General features: G+C 63.3%; 15 protein-coding genes. 13 read left to right on the forward strand and 2 right to left on the reverse strand.

What is annotated here, in order from left to right; translation table 11 throughout:
* The first annotated feature begins 182 nt into the window (after positions 1 to 182).
* From ACSFC5_RS05565 to ACSFC5_RS05620, 12 genes are all read left to right on the forward strand, one after another.
* Positions 183 to 1,643: an extracellular solute-binding protein gene (locus ACSFC5_RS05565; RefSeq protein ID WP_440764251.1), complete on the forward strand. Its 1,461-nt coding sequence runs from the start codon at positions 183 to 185 to the stop codon at positions 1,641 to 1,643.
* A gap of 2 nt (positions 1,644 to 1,645) precedes the next feature.
* On the forward strand, positions 1,646 to 2,656 hold the full coding sequence (locus ACSFC5_RS05570) for a carbohydrate ABC transporter permease (protein WP_440764252.1): 1,011 nt from the start codon (positions 1,646 to 1,648) through the stop codon (positions 2,654 to 2,656).
* A gap of 1 nt (position 2,657) precedes the next feature.
* Complete coding sequence (locus ACSFC5_RS05575) at positions 2,658 to 3,665, forward strand: carbohydrate ABC transporter permease (RefSeq protein ID WP_440764253.1); 1,008 nt, start codon at positions 2,658 to 2,660, stop codon at positions 3,663 to 3,665.
* Positions 3,666 to 3,667: 2 nt separating this feature from the next.
* Positions 3,668 to 4,882 (forward strand): ABC transporter ATP-binding protein, encoded by a 1,215-nt coding sequence (locus ACSFC5_RS05580; protein WP_440764254.1) that lies wholly within the window; start codon positions 3,668 to 3,670, stop codon positions 4,880 to 4,882.
* A complete protein-coding gene (locus ACSFC5_RS05585; protein ID WP_440764255.1) occupies positions 4,875 to 5,078 on the forward strand; it encodes a DUF8005 family protein in 204 nt (67 codons plus the stop codon). The genes ACSFC5_RS05580 and ACSFC5_RS05585 overlap by 8 nt, the downstream gene beginning before the upstream one ends.
* A gap of 144 nt (positions 5,079 to 5,222) precedes the next feature.
* Positions 5,223 to 6,299, forward strand: a complete 1,077-nt coding sequence (locus ACSFC5_RS05590; RefSeq protein ID WP_440764256.1) for a Gfo/Idh/MocA family protein — start codon at positions 5,223 to 5,225, stop codon at positions 6,297 to 6,299.
* 158 nt (positions 6,300 to 6,457) lie between these two features.
* Positions 6,458 to 7,426, forward strand: a complete 969-nt coding sequence (locus ACSFC5_RS05595; protein WP_440764257.1) for a sugar phosphate isomerase/epimerase family protein — start codon at positions 6,458 to 6,460, stop codon at positions 7,424 to 7,426.
* Between the two features lie 118 nt (positions 7,427 to 7,544).
* A complete protein-coding gene (locus ACSFC5_RS05600; protein WP_440764258.1) occupies positions 7,545 to 8,684 on the forward strand; it encodes a sensor histidine kinase in 1,140 nt (379 codons plus the stop codon).
* Positions 8,685 to 8,855: 171 nt separating this feature from the next.
* Entirely contained in the window at positions 8,856 to 9,983 is a 1,128-nt protein-coding gene (locus ACSFC5_RS05605; RefSeq protein ID WP_440764259.1) for a Gfo/Idh/MocA family protein, read from the forward strand.
* A gap of 46 nt (positions 9,984 to 10,029) precedes the next feature.
* Complete coding sequence (locus ACSFC5_RS05610; protein WP_440764260.1) at positions 10,030 to 10,866, forward strand: alpha/beta fold hydrolase; 837 nt, start codon at positions 10,030 to 10,032, stop codon at positions 10,864 to 10,866.
* A gap of 115 nt (positions 10,867 to 10,981) precedes the next feature.
* Positions 10,982 to 12,310 (forward strand): cation:proton antiporter, encoded by a 1,329-nt coding sequence (locus ACSFC5_RS05615; protein WP_440764261.1) that lies wholly within the window; start codon positions 10,982 to 10,984, stop codon positions 12,308 to 12,310.
* 39 nt (positions 12,311 to 12,349) lie between these two features.
* The gene (locus ACSFC5_RS05620) at positions 12,350 to 12,769 is read left to right on the forward strand and encodes an SHOCT domain-containing protein (RefSeq protein WP_440764262.1); all 420 of its coding nucleotides are present in this window, start codon (positions 12,350 to 12,352) and stop codon (positions 12,767 to 12,769) included.
* 21 nt (positions 12,770 to 12,790) lie between these two features.
* Here the strand turns inward: ACSFC5_RS05620 and ACSFC5_RS05625 are convergent, their stop codons facing one another.
* Both ACSFC5_RS05625 and ACSFC5_RS05630 read right to left on the reverse strand, forming a co-directional pair.
* Positions 12,791 to 13,051, reverse strand: coding sequence for a hypothetical protein (locus ACSFC5_RS05625; RefSeq protein WP_440764263.1), 261 nt, complete (start codon positions 13,049 to 13,051; stop codon positions 12,791 to 12,793).
* A 130-nt stretch (positions 13,052 to 13,181) separates the two neighbouring features.
* Complete coding sequence (locus ACSFC5_RS05630) at positions 13,182 to 14,393, reverse strand: S8 family peptidase (RefSeq protein ID WP_440764264.1); 1,212 nt, start codon at positions 14,391 to 14,393, stop codon at positions 13,182 to 13,184.
* A gap of 228 nt (positions 14,394 to 14,621) precedes the next feature.
* On the opposite strand from ACSFC5_RS05630, the gene ACSFC5_RS05635 reads away from it, so the two are divergent.
* Complete coding sequence (locus tag ACSFC5_RS05635) at positions 14,622 to 15,854, forward strand: HD domain-containing protein (RefSeq protein ID WP_440764265.1); 1,233 nt, start codon at positions 14,622 to 14,624, stop codon at positions 15,852 to 15,854.
* Positions 15,855 to 16,185 lie beyond the last annotated feature (331 nt).

The following is a 16,185-nucleotide window of genomic DNA, read 5'->3' on the forward strand; positions in this document are numbered from 1 at the left end:
GTTTGAGCGGACAATCGGAGCCCTCCGTTCGATATGCCGGACGAATAACGCGGCAGAGAGGCTTCGAGACGTATGGAAATCGGAGATAATCATTCCCCAAGGAGTGTGTTGATTACGATTAACTACACCTGTTGTACACTGACCATTAGATATAAATAGTAATATCTATCATGTCTCCTTATATGCCTGGTAAGCACTCACAGGGGAAGCGTCGAACTGACTCGAGCGTCTCGCGGCGAACGTTCGTCAAAGCAGCAGGTGCAGGTGGGGCCGCCGTCGGCCTCGCGGGCTGTATTTACGGGAGCGAGACGTCCGAGGACGCCATCGTCATCGGGACGGACCCAGTCATGATCGAGGCGGTCGGCGACGAGTTCATCGAACTGCTCCAAGACAACGGCGCAGACGGAATCAACATCGAACTTCAGGCGGGTAACGAAGACACGGGCGAGCGACGTGACTCGTACACGAACCTGCTTCAGGCTGGTGAGGCCCGACCGGACCTCCTGATGATGGACGTCGGATGGATCAACGTCTTCATCCAGCGCGGCCACATCGCGAGTGTCGACGAACAACTCGGCGATGACGACATCGCTACCCTCGAAGACGAGTACTTCGGACCGAGTCTCGATGCGGGCCGTGACCCTGAGTCTGGCGACCTCTACAGTGTCCCGGTCTTCCCTGACTTCCCGACGATGCAGTACCGCAAGGACTACGCTCGAGAGGCCGGATACGACGATGACGACTTCGACGAGTGGGCTTCGGAGCCGATGACCTGGCAAGAGTGGGCCGAACTTACCGAAGAGATCACCGAGGCCTCCGACGCCGAGTACGGCTTTGCGACGCAGTGGGACCAGTACGAAGGGACCGCTTGCTGTACGTGGAACGAGGTCATGTCGTCGTTCGGCGGTGCGTACTTCGGCGGCCGAGAAAACGTTCTCGGCCCCGTCGGCGATCGACCAGTGACGATCGACGAGCCGGAGTTCATCGAGGGTCTCGAGATGATGCGAACGTTCGTCGCCGACGAACACGACGACGACACGAACGAGGATTACCCGGTCGGAATCGCTTCCGAGAACATCACGTCCTGGATGGAAGAAGACGCTCGTGAAGCCATCCTCGAGGGAGACTGTGTGATGCAGCGCAACTGGCCGTACGCCATCAGCCTGAACCTCGACAGCGAGGACCACGATCTCACGACCGACGACTACGGCGCGATGCCGATTCCGTACGCTGTCTCCCAGGAAGATGCCAACCAGCCTGGAACCGGCGGCTCGACGGCCGCCCTTGGTGGCTGGAACATGTGTCTCAACCCCAACTCCGAACGAACCGAGGACGCGGCCGAAGTCCTTCGCGCGATGATGGCCGACGAGTTCTACCTCGGCATGTTCGATATCTACGGATGGGTCCCACCGAAGCCCGACCTGTTGGAGACCGACCAGGCCCGAGAGGTCGAACCGATGGGATACTACCTCGACACGCTCGCTACCGCCGGTCAAAACGCCATGTCGCGCCCAGTCACGACAGTCTGGCCGGATCAGTCCGGTCTCATCGCGGAGGAGGTCAACCTCGCCGTTGCAGGCGACAAGAGTCCCGCAGACGCTGCGGCTGACCTCCAAGATGGACTCGAAGCCACCGAAGAGTAAGGATGAGCACTGAAGACCGGACAGGCCCCACCAGACAATCGAATCGAAAGGGGCCGCTCGTCGCGATCACGCGATGGATGGAGAATCTCGGGGAAACCGGGTTCGCCTATCTACTGTTGACACCAGTGATGGTGTTGTTGGGCGCCGTCGCACTCTATCCGCTGTTGCGGACTCTCGAGCTGTCGCTGTACCAGAACGTTCTCTCGGATCCGGAGTTCGTGGGCCTGGCCAATTACGTGCAGATGTTCACGGGTGAAGCGAATCCGCGTTTCCCGGGGACGACGACGTTTCTCCCCGGTGTCAGCACCAGCGGGAGTTTCCCGTTCGTCCACTTCGAGGGGCTGCTGCGGAGCGCGCTCGCGGTGACGATCATCTTCACCGTCGTGAGCGTGTTCTTCGAGACGATCATCGGCTTCGGCCAGGCGCTGGTGCTCGACCAGGACTTCCGGGGTCGACGGTGGGTCCGCGCCGCGATCATCATCCCGTGGGCGATCCCGATCGTCATCCAGGGGATGATCTTCTACCTGATGTTTCACCCGAGCGCCGGCTTCCTGACGGGGCCACTGGCCGACTGGGGGATCATCGCCGGATCTAACACGCTCAACGATCCGTTCAGTTCGCTGCTGATCATCACGGTCGCCGACATCTGGAAGACGACCGCGTTCATGGCGTTGCTCATCCTCGCCGGCCTCCAGAGCATCGATCGGAGCCTCTACGACGTGGCGAAGGTCGCCGGCGCGTCCAAGTGGCAGCAGTTCAGGTACATTACGTTCCCGCTGGTTCTACCGGCGCTCGGCATCGCGATCCTGTTCCGAACGATCGACGCGATGCGGATCTACGGACTTATCGACTCGGTGTCGGGCTGTACGACCGTCCCGTCGCTGTCGTGTATGGTCGTCGCAACGTTTAACACGAACCGAGGACTTGCCTCAGCGGTCGCGTTCGTGACGGCCGGCATCATCGGTATCGCTGTGATGGGCGTCATCTACCAGCAGTACAAGGAGGGGTTGTAACGTGGGAACTGCAACCGAACCACAGTCGCAATCGACCGACGACAACCTGGGTCTCCTCGAGCGGTGGACTCGCGGCGTCGTCAACGATCCCGAGAAGCGAAGTCGACTGTACAGAGCGCTGTTCTACGTCATCACTGCGTTCTTCCTGGTGACGACGCTGTTCCCGTTCTACTGGCTACTGGTGCTGGCACTCACGCCGAACAGCGTGATTCGACGCGGAGACTGGGACGTCACCGTTCCGCTCCTCGGTGAGATTCCGTTTCCGACGCCACAGGGCTTCAACGTCACCGCGTTCGTCGAGGTGTTCCAGCAGGTCCCGTTCCACCTCTACGTGTTCAACAGCTTCGTGCTCGCGACGACGACGACGATCATCGTCCTGATCCTCGCGAGCCTCGCAGGCTACGTCTTCGGCCGGCTCGAGTTCCCCGGCCGCGGGCTGATGATGCTCGGCATCCTGGCGGTCTCGTACTTCCCGCCGGCGGCGTTCCTGATCCCGCTGTTCGACGCGTTCCTCGGGAACGCGGTCGTCGTTCCGTTCCTCGGGATCGAACTGTTCGAGCCGCCGCGGCTGGTGAACACGCCGGGCTCGATGATCATGCCCTTCAGCGCGCTGTTCCTGCCGCTGTCGATCTTCATCCTCACGACGTTCTACGCCCAGATTCCGGACGGGTTAGAGGACGCGGCGCGCGTCGAGGGGACGACCCGACTCGGCGCGCTGTTCCGGGTCATCATGCCGCTGTCGGCACCCGGCGTCGCGACCGCCGCCGTGTTGACGTTCATCGCCGTCTACAACGAGTACTTCTTCAGCTCGATCATGGCGCTCCAGAACCAGCCCGAGCAGTGGTCGCCGCTGGTGGGCGGGATCTTGAGCTACCAGACGCAGTACACGACGGACTTCAACCTGATGGCTGCAGCGAGCATCGTCGGCGTGTTGCCGATGTTGATCCTCGTAGTCGTCGCACAGGAAAAGATTGTCAGCGGGCTCACTGACGGAGCACTCAAAGAGTAACAATGGCACGAGTACGACTCAACGACGTTACGAAACGCTACGAAGACATCGTCGCCGTCAACGAGATGAACCTCGACATCGAGGACGGCGAGTTCATCTGTCTCGTCGGCCCGTCGGGCTGTGGCAAGTCGACGACGATGGAGACTATCGCCGGGCTCACGAAACCGTCCGACGGAACGGTCCACATCGGCGACGCCGACGTGACGAAACTGCCGCCGAAAGACCGCGGGGTCTCGATGGTGTTCCAGAACATCGCCCTGTTTCCGCACATGGACGTCTACGAGAACATCTCGTTCGGCCTCCGACTGCGGAAGTACGACACAGACGAGATCGACCGCCGGGTCGATCAGGCGTCCGACATCGTCCAACTCGAGGGGATGTTAGACCGAATGCCCAACGAGCTGTCCGGCGGCCAGCAACAGCGCGTCGCGATCGCTCGCGCGATCGTCCGCGAACCGGACGTCTTCCTGATGGACGAGCCGCTGGCGAATCTGGACGCGAAGCTCCGGGTCCACATGCGGACGGAACTCCAGCGACTCCACAAACAGCTGGACACGACGATCATCTACGTCACCCACGACCAGGCCGAAGCGATGACCATGTCCGATCGGATCGCGGTCATCAACGGCGGGAAACTCCAGCAGATCGACCCGCCGCTGGTCTGTTACAACGAGCCCGCGAACCTGTTCGTCGCGGGCTTCATCGGCTCCCCATCGATGAACCTCGTCCAGGGAGAACTCGCCGCTAACGGCTTGCGGACCGATCACTTCGACCTCGAGTTCGCCGCCGACGACCTCGAGTCCGCCGTCGGCGACGGCGTGACGATGGGGATCCGCCCCGAGGATATCTACCTCACGAAGAACGCGGACTCGGTCGACAGCGCGTCCGAGGTGATCGAGGCGCGAACGGACGTCCTCGAACCGATGGGCGACGAGATTTTCGTCTACCTCTCGCTCGACGACACGAGCAGCGAGATGATGACGAGCGAGGAGGTGTCCACGGCCTCGAACCAGTTGCTGATGAGCGTCGATCCCGATACCGTCATCGACGCGGACGAATCGGTGTCGGTCGTCCTCGATCGCTCGAAGATCCACCTGTTCGAGGCGGCTTCGGGGACGGCGATCACGCACGGCATCGCGGACCTGTCGTCTCGGCCGACAGCCGCCGAGACGGAGCCGACGCCGACGGAAGCGGAATCGGGTGGACAACATGAGTGAACTCGTGCCGATCGTCTACTACGGCGGGACGACAGTCCTGTTTTTCTTCTGGATCTACGGGATCGTCTCGTTCGCACTCGACGTAAAGAACAAGCTCATTCCCGGAATCCGGCAGTATCGACGCGGACGAACGCAACGCGAACAACGACACCAAGATGACCATGAACGGAAAGAGAACGAGGAGCAGTTGTACTGATACTGTCGGACAGAACTATTGTGAAGATTCGCCGTGCACATCTGGCGAATCTTCTTCATTGACTTCTGTCCGACAGTATGAACGGAGCGCGAGCACCTGCCGATACGGAGTCGCGGTCGGCCGACCTGACCTCCCGGAGGGCCGATGACGCGGGACTCGACGTCGCCGGCCGTCCCGACCGGAATCGTCGGTCTCGGAAACATCGGCCACCACCACGCCGAACGGCTCGTCGATCTCGGCGTGCCGCTGGTCGGCGGGATGGACGTCTCCGCGGAGGCCCGAGAGCGGTTCGCGACCCAATACAGCGCCACGAGCTACGCCGACCACCACGCGCTCTACGACGACGTCGACGCCGTCGTCATCACCACGCCAAACAAGTTCCACGAGGAGTACGCCGTCGCCGCGTTCGAACGCGACCTCCACGTCCTCCTCGAGAAGCCCCTGGGTCACACCGTCGAGAGCGCGGCGCGGATCAGGGAGGCCGCGGCGAAGAGCAGCGGAACGTGCATGATCGGCTTCAACAACCGGTTCATGAACGCCGTGAAGCTCCTCGAGAAGCGGATCGAGCGCGGCGACCTCGGGGAGGTGACGCACGTCGAGGCGAACTACGTCCGTCGACGGGGCATTCCCGGCCGCGGCTCGTGGTTCACTCGCGGAGAGATCTCCGGCGGCGGCGCGCTCATCGATCTGGGCGTGCACGCCATCGATCTCTCCCTGTACCTGCTTGGCTACCCCGCAGTCGAGGAGGTCTCGGGCGTCACCCGCTCGGAGTTCGGCTCCCGCGAGGAGTACTCCTACCTCGAGATGTGGGGCGACGATCAGGGTGCCGACGCGTTCGACGTCGACGACTCCGCGAGCGCGTTCGTCCGCTGTGCCGGCGACCGGACGATCTCGCTCGAGGTCGCGTGGGCAACGAACCGGCCGCCGACCCACGATTTCGTCGTCCGCGGGACGGAGGCCGCCGCGCGGTTCGACCTCCTCACGAACGAACTCACCATCCACTCCGCGAGCGCGGACGTTACCGACCACATGCTGGATACGACGGTCGAAACCCGCGAGAACGATACGCACGGCGACGAACAGGCCGCGTTCTTCGACGCGATCGAGAACGGCGGCGACGCGGGCTCGTCCGTCGAGGAGGCGTTGACCGTCCAGCGGATCGTCGACGGGATCTACCGCTCGAGCGAGAACGGGCGATCGGTCGCGCTCGACGACACCTAATCGGTCGAGGGAGGCGTCGCAGACGGCCGACATGGGCCGTCGTTCGAACGGCCGATGGTCCCTGTCGACTGATCGACGACGGCGTAGTCGCTACTGCGGGTTTGTTTTTACTACAAAAGATAGAAATATATTTGCCAGTGGCGCCGCTACCGATTCGTATGGACATCGGTGTACACACGCCACCGCTGGCGGACGAATCGCTCGAGGGTGCCCTCGCGTACCTCTCCGATATCGGCGTCGACGCGATCGAACCCGGCGTCGGGGGCTATCCCGGCGACGACCACCTCGTTCGCCGAGAGTACCTCGACGACGAGGACGCACAGGCCGAGTTGGCGGAGCTGCTCGAGGCCTACGGAATGCGAATCAGCGCGCTCGCGACCCACAACAATCCGTTACATCCGGACGACGAGCGGGCCGCGGATGCCGATACCGAACTCCGCGAGGCGATTCAGCTCGCTGACCAGCTCGACGTGAACACGGTCACCTGCTTTTCCGGGCTGCCCGCCGGCGGCCCCAACGACGAGGTTCCGAACTGGATTACGGCGCCGTGGCCGTCCGAACACGCCGAGGCCCACGAGTACCAGTGGGATGTCGCCGTCGACTACTGGTCGGATCTCGCCGCACACGCCGACGAACACGGCGTCGACCTTGCTATCGAGATGCACCCGAACATGCTGGTCTACGAACCCCACGGGATGGCTCGGCTGCGCGAGGAGACGAACGAGCGCGTCGGCGCGAACGTCGATCCCTCCCACCTGTACTGGCAGGACGTCTCGATCACCGACGCGATCCGCTACCTGGGGGAGCGCGACGCGATTCACCACTTCCACGCCAAGGACACGAAGGTCTACGAGGAACAGGCCCGCGAGAAGGGCGTCCTCGACACGACGGCCTACGACGACGAGCCCAACCGATCGTGGCTCTTCCGGTCGGTCGGCTACGGCCACGGCGAGGGCCACTGGAAGGAGATCGTCTCGACGCTCCGGATGGTCGGCTACGACGGCGCGTTGAGCATCGAACACGAGGACTCCCTGACAAGTTCCCGCGAGGGCCTCGAGAAGGCCGTCGACCTCCTCGAGCGAGCGGTGTTCCGCGAGCAACCCGGGAACGCGTACTGGGCCGAGTGAGGAGGAACCGAGACCGCCGGCTTCGTCACCCCTTTGAGTGTGGGTTCCACATCAGGAACGCTGAGTGTCATCGTGAGCCACCGCAGTGGCTTTTGCGTCTCCGCAGGCTACGTTGGGTATGTCACGTGAAGAATTGACCTACGAATATCTGGGAGGTGGTGTGATTGTCGGATTGGGAGCAGTATTTCTCGTTCCACTGATCAGCGATTGGATCGAATTCGGGGCCCCGGTCGCCGATCTTCGGGTGACCAAGCTTCTGCTCCCCCTGCTGTACTTCGGAGTGTTGCTCTGGTACGTCAGATGGCGGCTCTCTCAGCCGAACGACACCGCGTTGCCACGCATCGCCGCGTGGTTTCTTCTCGGGGCGATACTGACGCCGGTCTTGGTCGGGTTTTCACTCATCGGTCGTGAAGAGAGTTTGATCGATATCATTCACATTACCAATAGGGCAGCGCTTCGAGGTGGAGTGATCTTCCTGATAATCGGTCACTATAGCGCGAACAATCATCACACCAAGATGCGACTCGAGGAGCGTACCGAACAGCTAGAGTTCGTCAACCGGCTGCTTCGTCACGACATTCGAAACGACGTGATGGTCATCGTCGGATACACCGAAATGCTCTCCGATCAGTCCTTAGACGAGCGACTCGCCGAAAACGAGGGGATCTCCGGCGAACCGCTCCGACGAATCGAAGACCGTGCCAACCGCATCGCCGAACTCGCAACCATCGCGGGTCGACTCGACACTGACGAGGAGTATCAGCCGGAACGGATTCCGTTGATTGAAACCCTCGAGACGACAGCGGACCGCGTTCAAGCCGAATACCTCGACGCGGAGTTCGATGTCGTGACGAACGACGACGGAGAGCAATACGTCGCTGCGGACGACGCGTTGAACGGCGCGTTCGAGAACCTCTTTCGGAACGCCGTCCAGCACAACGACCAACTGACGCCGCAGATCACGGTGACGACGTCGACCGACCCCGAGACAGTAACGGTACGAGTGGCCGATAACGGTCCCGGACTGTCCGAATCAATACGGGCTACGCTTTTTTCGCCCGGCGTGAAGGGGACCGATTCGTCGGGATCCGGTCTCGGTCTGTATCTGGTCGAAACGCTTATCCACCGATACGACGGCGATTTCCGGGTCGAAGAGAACGAACCCAGGGGAACGACGTTCGTCGTCGAACTCGATCGATGCCCTCCTTCCACGGCGGATGAGAGTCGGCGCGACTCGGACACGCCGCAAATCAACTGAGTGCCCGATCGACTTACGGCTCGTACTAACCACGCCTCGGTCGGTTCGCCCCGTCAGATGCCGCGAGACACCTATTGCAGCGTCGACCGGTTGCGCCGACGAACCGAACCGCTCGCGGGAGCGGTTCTCGCGACGAAAACTTCTAACTACACTCGTTGTGAACGAGTACGTATGTCACTCGAAGTCGGGGTTCTCGGCTATCGGTTCATGGGCAAAGCACACGCGAACGCGATGGCGCGGCTGCCGATGTTCTTCCCGGACGCGCCGGACGTCGAACGCAGCGTCCTCGTCGGCCGCGACGAGGCGGCGTTGACCGACGCGGCAGACCGGCTCGGCTTCGACTCGATCGCGACCGACTGGGCCGAGGTCGTCGACGATGTCGACGCCTTCTACAACCTGGGGCCGAACCACGTCCACGCCGAACCCTCGATCGCGGCGCTCGAGGCCGGGACGCCGGTCTTCTGCGAGAAACCACTTGCGCCGACGCTCGAGGAGGCCGAAACGATGGCCGAAGCGGCCCGGAACGCCGGGAGCGACGTGCCCGCCGGCTGTGCGTTCAACTATCGGTTCGTCCCCGCGATTCGGTACGCGAAACGGCTGCTCGAGGCCGGCGAACTGGGCGAGATCCACCACGTCCGCGGGCGCTACCTGCAGGACTGGCTGGTCGATCCCGAGGCACCGTGGTCGTGGCGCAACGACGAGGAACTGGCCGGGTCGGGCGCGCTCGGCGACCTCGGCGCGCACACGGTCGACCTCCTTCGATTCCTGGTCGGCGACGACGACCTCGCGGGCGAGATGGTCGGCATCAGCGGCCACTTACAGACGTTCGTCGACGAGCGGCCGGTTCCGGATTCGGACGAGACGCGACCCGTAACCGTCGACGACGCCTACTCCGCCCAACTCGAGTTCGAAAACGGCGCCATGGGGACGCTCGAGGCCTCCCGCTTTGCTACCGGCCATAAAAACGACCACACCGTCGAAATTCATGGCTCAGAGGGCAGCCTCCGGTTCTCCCTCGAGCGACTGAACGAACTCGAACTGATGCGAACGAACGAAAATCGCGGCTACGAGACGATTCTGGTCACCGACGAGGACGACCCCTACGTCGACCACTGGTGGCCGCCGGGCCACGTGCTCGGCTGGGAGCACACGTTCGTCCACGAGAACTACGAGTTCCTGAGCGCCGTCAGCGAGGCTGGCGAGTTCGAGCCGAGTTTCGAGGACGGCCTCGCCGCCCAGCGCGTGCTCGCGGCCATCGAGGAGAGCGACGAGAATCGGGAGTGGGTCTCGCTCGAGTAGGGCCGTATCGGGACTGCTTTGGCGCTGCCCATCACCGATACCGAGTATGGCGCACGACGAAGACGAACGGTACTGGGGTCGGCCGGCCGTGCTCGAGCGTGGCGGCTCGCAGATTCACTACTGGGTCGTCGGACCGGAAGACGGGCCGCTGGTCGTTTGCACGCACGGTGCGACGATGGATCACCGGCTGTTCGATCCGCAGTTGGAAGCGCTGGTCGACGCCGGATACCGAGTGCTGGCGTGGGACATCCGGGGCCACGGGATCTCCAAACCCATCGGTACCGACTTTACGGTGCCTCTCGTAGTCGACGACCTGATGGCGATCATCGACCGCCTGGGTGACGAGGAGGTCGTCCTCGTCGGGCAGTCGTTCGGCGGCTACGTCTCACAGGAACTCCTCTTTCGGTATCCCGAGCGCGTGACCGCGCTCGGAATCATCGGTTCGACGGATCTACTGACCGTTCCGCCGAGGCTCGAGTACCTCGCCCTCCGACTCACGCCGTCCCTCTTTCGGCTCTGGCCCGCCGGCCACCTCCGCAAAGTCATTGCAGAGAACACGGCGGAAACACCGGCGGCGAAACGCTACGCGTACAATGCAACCTGTCAACTGTCGAAGCGAGAGTTTCTCACCGTCTGGAAGGCAGTCGCCGTCTGCCACCACGCCGAACCGGGCTACCGTATTCGGAAACCGTTTCTGTTGACCCACGGTGAGCACGACGGGACGGGAACCATCGCGCGCGATGCACCCGCGTGGGCGGAGCGAGAAACCGACTGCCGGTACGAGGTGATCCCCGGTGCCGGCCACAACGCAAACCAAGATAATCCCGGCGCGTTCAACGAGATACTGCTCGAGTTCCTCGAGGACGTAGTCGAAACCGGGTAGCGCCGCCCGTTACACCGACTCGTCGCATCCCGATTCGTCTCGACGGACCCGACGAAGACCCGGTTGTAAATACGCAAGCCGCTTCGTTTCTTCGCTGCCTCTCATACCGACCTCGATGGACGGCTACGACGTCGCGCTCATTATCGTCGCGATTGGACTGCTGGGTGCGATTCTCTTACCGCGATTGCTGGCGAGCCGTCCGCTCTCGCTGCCGATGTTCTACGTCGGTCTCGGAGTCGCTCTCTTCGCGATACCGGGGACGCCGTCGATCGATCCCGTGGCCAACGCAGTCGCGACCGAACACCTCACCGAACTCGTCGTGATCATCGCGTTGATGGGCGCGGGACTAAAGATCGATCGCCCCTTCGGGTGGCGCAACTGGGCGGCGACGTGGCGGCTGCTCGCCGTCACGATGCCCCTGACCATCGCAGCCATCGCGGTACTCGGCTGGGCACTGCTCGGACTCCACCCGGCGACGGCGACGCTGCTAGGTGCGGTGCTCGCCCCGACGGATCCCGTCCTCGCCTCCGACGTGGATGCGGGCGCGCCGCTGACGGAACTCGACGACGAACGCGCGTCCGTCCACCGATGGGGCTCCGTTCGATTCTCCCTGACGTCGGAGGCGGGCCTCAACGACGGCCTGGCGTTTCCGTTTACGTACCTCGCGATCGCCATCGCCGCGGCCGACACCGTCGCGGGTCGAACGTGGCTCCTCGAGTGGGCGCTTCTCGACGGACTGTACAGGATCGGAGCGGGGCTCCTGCTAGGGTACGTGATCGGCCACCTGATGGCCAGGCTCGTCTTCCACGCGCCGGTCGAATCCCACCGTTCGGAAGTACTGGCGGGCGCGGAAGCGATCGTGACGACGCTGTTGGCCTACGGCGTAACGGAACTGCTCGGCGGCTACGGCTTTCTCGCGGTGTTCGTTGCGGCGCTGGAACTCCGACGCTACGAGTGGGAACACGACTACTACCGGGAACTCCACGACTTCGCGTCGCTCGTCGAACGGTTGCTGATGGCGGCCGTGCTCGTCCTGTTCGGCGGTGCGATCGCGGACGGGCTGTTGGCGTCGTTGACTTGGCCCGACGTCGCGGTCGGACTCGCGGCGATACTGCTCGTTCGGCCTCTCGCTGGCCTGCTCGGGTTCGTCGGCTCCGATGCGCCGCTGGGCGATCGTGCGATCGTCTCGGCGTTCGGCATCCGCGGAATCGGCTCGTTTTACTATCTGGCGTTCGCGCTCGCTCACGCCTCGTTCGCGGAACTCGAACTCGCCGTCGCCGCCGAACGCCTTTGGGCGATCGTCGGCTTCGTCGTCCTCGCCTCGCTTTTCATCCACGGTGCGACCGCCGGCTTCGTGATGGACGCGTTCGACGCCCGTCGCGACCGAACGCTCGCGACGGACGATGGAACCGTCGACGAACGGACGGACGATTCCGGGCCGTAAGAACCACTTTATACAGTCCGGACGAATTGTCGGTTCAGTATGGCAACCAGACTGGCGGAGTTCGTTGCCGAGGAGCTCTGGCTCCTGATCGGCGTCGTGACGTTCGCACTCGTCAGCCTCGCCGGAATCGCCGGCCTCGAGGCACTCGCTGGGGCGATTTCGATCGTCGGCTGGTTCCTGCTGACGCCCCTGTTCCTATTCTGGGGCGAGGAGATCGCCGCGCTGTACGTCGGTGACGAAGAGGCGGCTTCGGACACAGATGACGCCGAACCCGACGCCCTCGAGGAACTCAAGCGCCGTTACGCGGAAGGCAAGATCGACGACGAGGAGTTCGAGCACCGCCTCGAGCGACTGGTGGCGGTCGATGAACTTCCCGACGACGTGTTCGCCAGGGGGTCGTCGACTGAAACGGATGCTGGAGACAATCGTCGCGAGCGCGAGTACGAGCGGGAATCGTAATTCGACCGCCGTTCGACCCGACTACGCCTTTTCGTCGGCCGTTTTCGCCCTGATGACCGTATCGATCTCGTCGTAGCGGACGCTCTTGTTCTCCGGCGACTGGCCGTCGATCTCGAGGTAGGCCGGTTCGAAACTCGTTACCGCTCCCGAGTGTTCCGGATGGTCGGCATCCGTTCGGTCTCGACTCCAGATTTCGACGACATCGCCGACGGAGATGTGCTCTTGGACGAGCGCCGCGGCTTCCTCTTCGTCGGCGTCCGGCGGGACAGTGAGTTCGGTCATGTCACCGGACAGACGACGGCGACGCGGGTAAGTGACCCCGCGTCAGTTGACGGTCGCTTTTATCCCGTCGGGCGGCAGTCGGTGAGTCCCGCCGTCACGGCAAACCTCCGATCGACGGTCGGCGGCTCGGTTACACGAGCGAGACCGTTTCGAGTGCGTCGATCCGCCCGGCACCGGTCTCGGGGTCGCCACGTCCACTCCCCTCCGCCCCGCGTTCGATCACGTTCTCGACTTGGTTGGCGTTGGCGCTGGGATCGAGTTCGCGCACGAGCGCGGCGAGCCCGCTGACCTGCGGTGCGGACATCGACGTTCCGGAGAGGGCCGCGTACTCGGCCCCGGGAAGCGCCTCGTTGTTCGGGTCGAACGTCGAGAAGATCAGTTCGCCCGGCGCGCCGACCGAAATCTCGTTGGTCCCGTAGTTCGAGAACGCCGCGAGTTCGTCGTCTTCGGTCGTCGCGCTGATCGAGGAGGCCCGAGGGATGCTCCCCCAGAGGCTGACCCACCCGCCCTGCTGGAGGTTCTGGCTGTCGTTCCCCGCGCTCACCACCACCGACGTGCCTCGCTGGGCGACGCTGCGTACCACACGCTGGCGAGCGATACGGTAGCCCTCCTGATTGTCTCGCGGTGGCTGCGGCGGGCTTCCGATGCTCATGTTCACGACATCGAGCCCACGCTCGGCCGCGTAGTCGAGAGCGAGGAGGGAGTCACCCACGGTAGCGAGGAGGTCACCTTCCGCCGGAAAGACCCGGAGCGAGACGATTTCGGCGTCCGGCGCGACGCCGGTCACGCCCGACGCTCCGGTCGCCGCCGCGATGCCCGCGACGTGAGTGCCGTGATAGTGTACGTCGCCGGTGTGCTCGGACTCCTCCCAACCGACGAACGTCCGGCTGGCGTCCGTGTCGACGTTCCCCAGATCGGGGTGGCCGTCGTAGACGCCGGTATCGATAATCCCGATGCGGGTACCCGTTCCGGTCGCGTGCTCGTGTGCATCGAACGCGTTGATCAGCCGCTTGTCCCACTGCTCGTCCTCGAGTTCGCCCTCAGTGTTCGTCGCTGTCGGGCCCTCGGGCACATCGAGTCCGTACGCGAAATCCTCGAAGGCGGCATTGACGCCGTTCGCATCCGACGGGTCCTCGTCCTGGGGGCCCAGGACGAGGTAGACGTTCGCCCCCGTAATCTCGTGGACGACCGTAAATCCCGCTCGCTCGAGTTGCGTCGGGTTGCCGCCACTGACGATGTATCTGACCCGCTCTTCGTCCGCACTCGCCGTTCCGATCGCTGTAAGGCCGATCCCTGTCGGTATTCCTGCGACTACCGCACGTCGGTTGAGGTCGTATGACATACGGGAAGGGCGAAGAAGTTGGAACAATATAACTATTTATTTACTAACTTTTCATAGTCGGTGTATTCTGAAACCTCGTACACGTGTAGACCGCCGTAACCGTCCTCACAGGCTCGTTGTGTGGCGAAATTCGCGTGTGAACTGCGTTCCCGAGGGTCCGTCGAAGGGTGACCGGTCACACCACTATTTAGACGACAGTTTTTGTACGATAGCGCCGAACTGAGGGGTATGACGACGATCAAGGACAGCGTTCATGACCACATTCGGGTCGATGGTGTGGCGCGCGACCTCCTCGATACACCCGCCGTCCAGCGACTTCGAAATATTCGCCAACTCGGCACCGTCTCGCTGGTCTACCCCTCCGCGAACCACACCCGGTTCGAACACAGTCTCGGCGTCTATCACCTCGCCTGTGAGGCTCTCGATCACCTCGGCATCGACGGCCAACAGGCCGAGCGCATCCACGCCGCGGCCCTGCTTCACGACGTCGGCCACGGCCCGTTCAGTCACAACCTCGAGTCGGTCACCCACCGACGGACCGGCCGATATCACGACGACGTTCACGGCCTCCTTTCGCAGGGGGAGGTCGGCGATGTCCTTCGTGAGCACGACCTCGAGCCGGACGCCGTCGCGGACCTCGTCGCGGGCGAGGGACGGTTCGGGCAGCTCGTCTCGGGCGAACTCGACGTCGACCGGATGGACTACCTGGTGCGAGACGCCCACCACACCGGCGTTCCCTACGGCACGATCGATCACGGGCGACTCGTCCGCGAACTCACCTTCACCGACGGCGAACTCGTCCTGGACGAGGGGAACGTCCAGGCCGCCGAGAGCCTGCTGGTCGCTCGGGCGCTGATGAACCCGACCGTCTACAGCCACAGCGTCGCCAGACTCACCAAGGCGATGCTCCGGCGGGCGTCCGAGCGGTTGCTCGAGTCCCCCGACACCGACGTCGACGCCGGAACGCTCCAGCGGATGGACGATCACGATCTGATCGTCGCCCTCCGAACGTGTGCGGAAACGAGCGAGTTCTCCCGACGATTGGACCAGCGAGATCTGTACAAACGGGCGGTGTGGGCGGAGATCGACGACGTTCCCGGCGGGATCATCGAGTCCAAGCACGAATCGATCCGGGAGTTCGAACGCGAGGTCGCCGACGAGGCGAACGTCGATCCGGAGTGCGTGATCCTGGACGTTCCCGGACGGCCGTCGATGAAGGAGTCGACGACGCGCGTGCTGGTCAACGGCGACATTCGCCGGCTGGGCCAGCAGTCGCCGCTCGTCGAGGCGCTGCGGGCCGCCCAGTACTCCCAGTGGCGACTCGGCGTCTACTCGCCGCCCGAGATGCGCGAGCGCGTCGGCCGCGCGGCCGTCGACGTGCTGGGGCTGGATATCGAGGGCGCGCTCGTACGGGAGGTTCGAAACGGGCTGGACGCGACGCTCGATCAGTTCGTCGACTGACGCCGGTGACGGAACGGGCTCGAGGTCGCTGCCGACGCTCGCCCGTGAACTCACCATACTGACATTTCAGCCGTACTATAATACGGGATTGACGGACAGTAGTGACTGCCATCCGAATCGGTTCGTCGATGATTCGACTTCCACCGCCGTCGGTTCGTCGCCGCCCAGACCGACTGTGATCGCCGGAAATGCGACTACGGCTGTCGGTTATTAGCAACCGTCGCTCAAGGCGTCTCGTCAACGATCGGCCGGGAGTAACCTCCTTTCGTTACGAACTGATTCGCCCACCAACTCCGGATTAATCGGTTCCTGTGGCAGTGTAACGTTCTGG

It is taken from the genome of Natronorubrum marinum (genome assembly GCF_052040125.1).
In the GTDB taxonomy this organism is placed as follows: domain Archaea; phylum Halobacteriota; class Halobacteria; order Halobacteriales; family Natrialbaceae; genus Natronorubrum.

Excerpts from the sequence above, each read along its gene's own strand:
- ACSFC5_RS05565 (WP_440764251.1), top strand. The coding sequence starts at position 183 with ATGCCTGGTAAGCACTCACAGGGGAAGCGTCGAACTGACTCGAGCGTC.
- ACSFC5_RS05570 (WP_440764252.1), top strand. The coding sequence starts at position 1,646 with ATGAGCACTGAAGACCGGACAGGCCCCACCAGACAATCGAATCGAAAG.
- ACSFC5_RS05580 (WP_440764254.1), top strand. The coding sequence starts at position 3,668 with ATGGCACGAGTACGACTCAACGACGTTACGAAACGCTACGAAGACATC.
- ACSFC5_RS05585 (WP_440764255.1), top strand. The coding sequence starts at position 4,875 with ATGAGTGAACTCGTGCCGATCGTCTACTACGGCGGGACGACAGTCCTG.
- ACSFC5_RS05590 (WP_440764256.1), top strand. The coding sequence starts at position 5,223 with ATGACGCGGGACTCGACGTCGCCGGCCGTCCCGACCGGAATCGTCGGT.
- ACSFC5_RS05595 (WP_440764257.1), top strand. The coding sequence starts at position 6,458 with ATGGACATCGGTGTACACACGCCACCGCTGGCGGACGAATCGCTCGAG.
- ACSFC5_RS05600 (WP_440764258.1), top strand. The coding sequence starts at position 7,545 with ATGTCACGTGAAGAATTGACCTACGAATATCTGGGAGGTGGTGTGATT.
- ACSFC5_RS05605 (WP_440764259.1), top strand. The coding sequence starts at position 8,856 with ATGTCACTCGAAGTCGGGGTTCTCGGCTATCGGTTCATGGGCAAAGCA.
- ACSFC5_RS05610 (WP_440764260.1), top strand. The coding sequence starts at position 10,030 with ATGGCGCACGACGAAGACGAACGGTACTGGGGTCGGCCGGCCGTGCTC.
- ACSFC5_RS05615 (WP_440764261.1), top strand. The coding sequence starts at position 10,982 with ATGGACGGCTACGACGTCGCGCTCATTATCGTCGCGATTGGACTGCTG.
- ACSFC5_RS05620 (WP_440764262.1), top strand. The coding sequence starts at position 12,350 with ATGGCAACCAGACTGGCGGAGTTCGTTGCCGAGGAGCTCTGGCTCCTG.
- ACSFC5_RS05625 (WP_440764263.1), bottom strand. The coding sequence starts at position 13,051 with ATGACCGAACTCACTGTCCCGCCGGACGCCGACGAAGAGGAAGCCGCG.
- ACSFC5_RS05630 (WP_440764264.1), bottom strand. The coding sequence starts at position 14,393 with ATGTCATACGACCTCAACCGACGTGCGGTAGTCGCAGGAATACCGACA.
- ACSFC5_RS05635 (WP_440764265.1), top strand. The coding sequence starts at position 14,622 with ATGACGACGATCAAGGACAGCGTTCATGACCACATTCGGGTCGATGGT.